Genomic DNA, 5812 nt, shown 5'->3' with positions numbered 1-5812 from the left:
GCCAGCTTCGGCGGGCGCCCCAGCGGCGAGGCGAACATCGCCCCCTGGAAGAAGATTCTGCTGGACGTCACCCCGCTCTCGCTGGGCGTGGCGACCTTCGGGGACATGACCTACGTGATCATTCCCAAGAACACGACCGTCCCGACCAAGAAGGCGAAGGTCTTCACCACGGTCAAGGACAATCAGGAATCGGTGCGCGTCATCGTCACCCAGGGCGAGGCCAAGGTCTCCTCCGACAACGTGTTCCTGGGCGAGGTCGTCCTGCCGCTGCCCCCGGGCACCAAGCGGGGCATCCCTGAGATCGAAGTCACCTTCGCCCTCGATACCGACGGGATCCTGCACGTCCAGGCCAAGGACAAGAAGACCGGCAAGGCCCAGGCCGTGCAGATCGAGGCGCAGTCCTCTCTGAGCGACGAGGAAGTCTCCGCACTCAGCACCGAGTACGCGAAGATGGAGTTCGAGGGCGACTCCGAAGAGCTCTCGATCTAGCGGCTACCCTTTCAACTGAGTCAGGAATTTGGACCGCCGCGCGGACGCTGTCTAAGGTAGGCCCCGCGCGCGAGGCGTTGCAGCCACGCGCACGAAGGAGACCCCCATGGGCGGCACGAACCCCTACATCGAAGCAAACAAGGCCGAAGGCCCCAAGAAGCCCTACAAGATCAAGTTCATGCCGATGAACGTGACCGTCGAGGTCAATCCCGGGGAAATCCCCTACAGCCGCGACGGCGAGCCCGGCTCCATCCTGGAGATCGCACTCGGCCACGGCGTCGACATCGACCACGCCTGCGGCGGCGTCTGCGCCTGCAGCACCTGCCACGTCATCGTCAGCGAGGGCCTCGACACAATCCCCGAGGCCTCCGACGCCGAGCTCGACATGCTCGACAATGCGCCTGGCAACACCATGGAAAGCCGCCTGGCCTGTCAGGCCGTCCCCGACGGCAGCCAGGATCTGGTGGTGGAGATTCCCGAGTGGAATCGCAATGCGGTGAAGGAAGGCCACTGATTACTGCCCCGCCTCAATCTCCTCTTCCCCAAACAGCAACTCCCCCACGTCCTCGAAGAAATCCCGCAGGTGTTTCCTGATGTTCGCCTCCTCGGCGGCGCCTTCGAGGGCGTCGCGGGCGGCTTCGGTGATGCCGCGTGCCAGGCCCTGCCCCTGGAGGCTGGCGCAGCCGGTCAGGGTCGTGCCGGCAAGGAGCGCCGCAACGATCAGCGCATGCGGGGCGCGGCGGGCGCCGAAGCGCTCGAAGCTGGCGGCGCTTGCCGGCGGCGGCGCGGTCCCGTTGCCGGAGTTCCCGCGCGGAGGCGCGGATGGACGGGGCGAAGTCCCCTCGATCTTGGCGAGCTTGTGCCAGGCGCCGAGGCCCGCCAGCGGGGCGAAGACGTAGTCGGCGAGCATCTCGCAGGCCTCGCCCGCCTCGGGCAGGGCGCGGGCGAGCACCTTGCAGCCGACAAAACCGATCAGGCCGACAATGGTTTTCTTTCCATTAAGAATGTGAGTGAAGAAATTCACGAACGTACTCCTTTTTCTCCCCCGCGCCGGGGGAGATGGCCGACGGCCAGAGGGGGTTGTGGGAAGCTGGAACGTCGCGGAAAAAGGGCCGCGGCGAGGGTGGGAGGTCCATATCGTTACGCGACCGTCCCACCCTCACCCGCCCTGACGGGCACCCTCTCCCTTTCAGGGAGAGGGGAAGCGGTTGCTGAAATTCTTGCGGGGATGAAGCTCAAACACCTGCGAGTGGCGTGAGGCAATCTCTTCGGCCACGCGCGCTTCGCGCCCCGAGGGACTGAGTGCGTGCCAGCTCTCGCCTGGTGCGGCAGCGGCCGGGCCCTGCAGATGAGGCAGATCCCGGACGCCCGTAAATCGCCCGCCCCAGACAAGACCGCACTGCTCGGCCACGCGCCCGACGAAGGCGAGCTTGCGCTCGTCCCAGTCGAAGGCGCCCGGCATCGACCAGCGACGGGTAGGGATTTTCGTAAAATCGCTCACCACCGCGAAGTCGAGCGCGAGCGCGGGCTCGAGGTTGTGCCAGCTCTCGCCCCAGCGGGCGCGGGACTTTCCCTGACTGAATGCCAGCGCCTGGGCCTCCTGATCGCGGTGAGTCTGCGTAAGGAACAGGTGCCAGCCGCGCTCGCGCAGGACGCGGGCGCACACCTCCAGCCAGATTGCGTGGAGCGCCGGTGAGAGTCGGGTCGGATCGTTTTCGATGAGCATCACCATCCCCCGCGCGTCACGAAGTAGACGAGAATCGCCACGGCGCCGGTGAGCGCCGAGCTCGCCAGGGCCGCGGCCAGTGCAAAGCGCAGGTCGGTGACGGCCTTGCTGGCCTCCAGATGCTGGGTGCGCCGCTCGAGGTTTCTCAGCCACTCGTCGTAGCGATCCAGTTCCTCGGTAACGTGGAGGCGGGCTTCTTCCCACGTGGGCGGTCCGGGCATGGTCTCTCCTGGGTGTGCTCGTCCATCAGCGCGTGAAGCGCGCGCAGATGGGGGCTGGGCTCGTCGGGGTCGGGGCTGCGCGCGGCAATCAGACGCGTCATCCATTTGCGGAGCATGGCAAGCCTCCTAGGGCGCGTAGTTGACGGTCAGCGTCGGCCGGTTCGTGTTCTCCGTGCTCTCGAAGCTCACCACGCTCGATGCGCCGCTCGACCAGGTTCCGGTGAACGACCCGCTGACGAAATCCCCGGCCACCAGCGCAAAGCAGGAAGGCGCGCCGGTGTTGATCTGACCTGCCGGCACGTCCCAGGTGTTGGGTCCCGCGCCGCTCAGCGCGCCGAAGGCGATTGAATCCAGCGAAGTCGTGCTGATCTGACTGAAATCGGAGGCGGCAAGGCTGCCGGCATCGGCCGGCGTCGCGCCCACCAGATGGATGTCGAAGTTCATTGCCAGCGTGTTCGCGGCGTCGCCGCTCCAGCCGGAGACTTCGAGGCTGGCACTCGTGATCGTTGCGCCGCCGGGAATGGAGCCGTCGCCAGTATTGAAGCACAGCAGCGGCCAGAGCATCGTGGAGAACTCATCCGTGGTCGCGCTCGCCATCACGATCGCCTGCAGGGTGTTGGCGTTGCCGCCCAGATCGCCCATGTGCGACGCGGCAAGATTGGGGCTCGTGAGCAGCAGATTGGCCCAGGTCTCGCTGGCCGTATTGATGCCCGCGACGCCGTCTGCGGCCGTGCCCACAAAACCCGTGTCGGAGACAAAACTCACGCGCGGATGCGCAACCGGCATGCCGGTCATCCCGGTACCGTAGTAACCGGTGCCGTCGTAATAGAAGCTCGCAATGCTCACGATCCCGGCGGTGGTATCCCACGTGGGTTCCACGCCGCCGTCCCACTCGACCTCCACCGGCCAGGAGGCCGTGTGCGATCCCGAAGCGTCCTGGACCATGCGCAGCGCCAGGTGCGCCGGTCCGCCCGGCGGCACGAAGGTGAAGCTCACGTTACCGGTGAGGGTGCTGCGCTGGTTGTTGCCCAGCGACCAGTCGATGACATCGGCGCTGCCCGAGTCGCCATTGTCGGTCTCGGCAGCCTGGTAGGCGGTCCCGCTCCACGGAGAGACGCTGCCGCCCGCGGAAGGAACGGTATCGACTCCCGCGAGGGCGCGACCCGCAAGGAAGAAAAAGAGAAGAAGCGCTGTGGTGACAAATCTTTTCATCATCGCCTCCCTACTCGCCCAGCAGGACGACGCAGTCCAGATCGGGGCTGGTCGATCCGCTCAGGGAAAGCCGCATCGCGCGGTAGGGGCCCATGCCCTCGCCCAGGAACTGCTTCGTGCAATCGGCGCTGCAGGAAATTGCCACGCCGCCCTGGGCGGCAACGGTGAAGTCGGAACCGTTCACGCTCACCTGCGCCGCGATGCTCCCGCCGCCCCAGGTGCCGCGGCAATCAAAGCTCACGCGGCGCACGCGCTGGGTGTGCGAGAGTGAGAGCGACCCGTCTGCGGAAAATGTCTTGCGCTGGACCGAAACCTGCTCGGCCCGGGCGGGTGAATGGGCGACGCAGACACAGATCAACGCCGCAAGGAAAACCTTGAGTTTCATGGAACACTCCTTGTGTTTGGAAGTAGCGAAAGAGAAGGGGCTAGATGATCCAGCCTTCGAGATACAGATCCCACGAACCACCGCCGGGGAAGACGGCCTGGTAGTCGAACTGCTCGGAACCATCGAGGGGAACGAAAATCGTGCGCTCCACGCAGCGGAGCTGGCCGGAGAGCCCGCCAACAGGCATCACAAGCTGTCGCGGACTTGCGGGACTTGTCCCAGTCTTGCGCAGGTTGATCTGTCCCAGACCGGCTGTCGCGCCACTCATCCGCGCGCAAAGCACGGCAATCTTCGCTGTGTTCGCGCCCGTATCGGCTGCGATGGAAACGCTGGTCCAGGAAACGGACGAGCTGCCGCTTGCCTTGAGGCTCACCGAGTCCGGCAGAATGATCGAGGCCGCCGCACTGATGAGCGACGAGTTGACGCCGTCGTGACTGTGCCCGCTAACCGGGTCGTGAATGAGCGCGTGCACGTGATCGACGTCGTCGCGCAGGGTTCTGGCCAGCGTCTGCGTCCAGGGCTTGCCGGCGCTCAGCGTGCTGTCGGTGATGTCGGTATAAGGGGGCGAAATCGCCCCGGCTCCATCGGCCATGGGTTCCTCCTGGGATCAAGTCGTTCTCATTTGTGTCCCTCTCCCTTTCAGGGAGAGGATGCCCGAAGGGCGGGTGAGGGCTGAACGTGGCGGCCCCTCACCCCGCCCCTCTCCCTGAAAGGGAGAGGGGGTGATTTGGAGCTGAAGCCCATTTTCAGACCGGATAGATGCGATAGGCCTCGCCGCCGTCGGCGAAGGGCAATGGACTTTCGTTGAGACTCAGCGCGTCGTCCGCGTCGGCTGCCAGGTAGCCAAGTCGCCGCTCCTGCGCACTTGCGCCCTCGTAATCTGGAGCAGCGTCGTCATTGAGGAAGAGATAGCGCTCGCCGGTGAACTCGCTTTCAAGGAGCCTCAGCCCCACCACGCCGCGCGCATAGTCGACAGAGCGTGAGACAACTTCGTAGAGCACGCTCTGGTTGCCCTTGCTCAGGTGGCGAGCCTGGCTCTCATCGATCACGACCGCCGGGAACCGGTCTTCGCTCACCTCGATGAGGTGCGCTACCGGCGTGGCGCAGCGGGTCAGCGGCGCGCTCCAGGAAATCTCTTTTCTCGGCGCGGCATACCGGCTGAGAAGTCGGGCGGCGACCAGCTCTGCCACAGAGTCGCCCACCGGGTCCGGCGAAACCACCGAATCGAGTCCGTGCACGCCGCCGAGTTCCAGCACGAGCTTCTTCGCGCTGCCATGGGCCTGGATGCTGTCATTGTCGAGCACCAGCACCCTCCCGCGGTATTTCTCACTCACCGGGTCGCGGGAGTAGCGAACGTCCACCACGTTGAGGACGCCCGAAAATCCAAGGTCGGCATCGAGAGACACGCCGCCAAGCGCATCGTCGGGTCCCAGCGGCGCAAGCGTCTCTCCCGGCAGCGGCGGCCCGTAAAAGGCGACCGTGATACGCTCGTTCTCATCGACGCTCAGCACGCAGCCGGCCGGCACGAGGAGCTGCTCTTCGAGCCACGCCTTTGCGTCCGCAATTTCTTCGACGAGAACAAAGGCGACGCGCGCCTGCGAGGTGAGGTCGTCGCGGATGGCCTCAATGGCCGCGACGTTGATGAGGGATGTATCGATGCCGAGCCCCTCGCCCACGCCAAGCACGTCGTAGGCGCCGTTCGTTCCGGCACCCGTGCTGGTGAGGATCTGCAGGAAGAGGGTGAGCGGGTGCCCGGATTCGAAATAGCGCACCTGCTCG

The 5812-nt window shown here is 65.5% G+C and carries 9 protein-coding genes; 2 read left to right on the top strand and 7 right to left on the bottom strand.

Going from position 1 to position 5812, the window contains the following annotated elements; translation table 11 throughout:
• Both KDH09_04495 and KDH09_04490 read left to right on the top strand, forming a co-directional pair.
• The coding region (locus KDH09_04495) for an Hsp70 family protein (protein MCB0218931.1) at window positions 1–489 on the top strand (489 nt) is incomplete at its 5' end.
• Between the two features lie 106 nt (window positions 490–595).
• Complete coding sequence (locus tag KDH09_04490; protein MCB0218930.1) at window positions 596–1003, top strand: 2Fe-2S iron-sulfur cluster binding domain-containing protein; 408 nt, start codon at window positions 596–598, stop codon at window positions 1001–1003.
• Here KDH09_04490 and KDH09_04485 read toward each other — a convergent pair whose 3' ends face one another.
• The 7 genes from KDH09_04485 to KDH09_04455 form a co-directional block, all read right to left on the bottom strand.
• The gene (locus tag KDH09_04485; GenBank protein MCB0218929.1) at window positions 1004–1513 is read right to left on the bottom strand and encodes a hypothetical protein; all 510 of its coding nucleotides are present in this window, start codon (window positions 1511–1513) and stop codon (window positions 1004–1006) included.
• Between the two features lie 165 nt (window positions 1514–1678).
• Window positions 1679–2215 (bottom strand): M15 family metallopeptidase, encoded by a 537-nt coding sequence (locus tag KDH09_04480; protein ID MCB0218928.1) that lies wholly within the window; start codon window positions 2213–2215, stop codon window positions 1679–1681.
• Entirely contained in the window at window positions 2215–2436 is a 222-nt protein-coding gene (locus KDH09_04475; protein MCB0218927.1) for a hypothetical protein, read from the bottom strand. Before KDH09_04475 ends, KDH09_04480 begins: the two co-directional genes overlap by 1 nt.
• A gap of 126 nt (window positions 2437–2562) precedes the next feature.
• On the bottom strand, window positions 2563–3648 hold the full coding sequence (locus tag KDH09_04470) for a hypothetical protein (GenBank protein ID MCB0218926.1): 1086 nt from the start codon (window positions 3646–3648) through the stop codon (window positions 2563–2565).
• Window positions 3649–3658: 10 nt separating this feature from the next.
• Window positions 3659–4033, bottom strand: coding sequence for a hypothetical protein (locus KDH09_04465; GenBank protein MCB0218925.1), 375 nt, complete (start codon window positions 4031–4033; stop codon window positions 3659–3661).
• Window positions 4034–4073: 40 nt separating this feature from the next.
• Window positions 4074–4625, bottom strand: a complete 552-nt coding sequence (locus KDH09_04460; protein MCB0218924.1) for a hypothetical protein — start codon at window positions 4623–4625, stop codon at window positions 4074–4076.
• Window positions 4626–4779: 154 nt separating this feature from the next.
• Window positions 4780–5812 (bottom strand): hypothetical protein (locus KDH09_04455; GenBank protein MCB0218923.1); only part of this gene is annotated, 1033 nt, incomplete at its 5' end.

Source organism: Chrysiogenia bacterium, assembly GCA_020434085.1.
In the GTDB taxonomy this organism is placed as follows: Bacteria; JAGRBM01; JAGRBM01; order JAGRBM01; family JAGRBM01; genus JAGRBM01.
The sequence above is the reverse complement of the archived record's forward strand: the minus strand, read 5'-3'. Positions and strand labels throughout refer to the sequence as shown.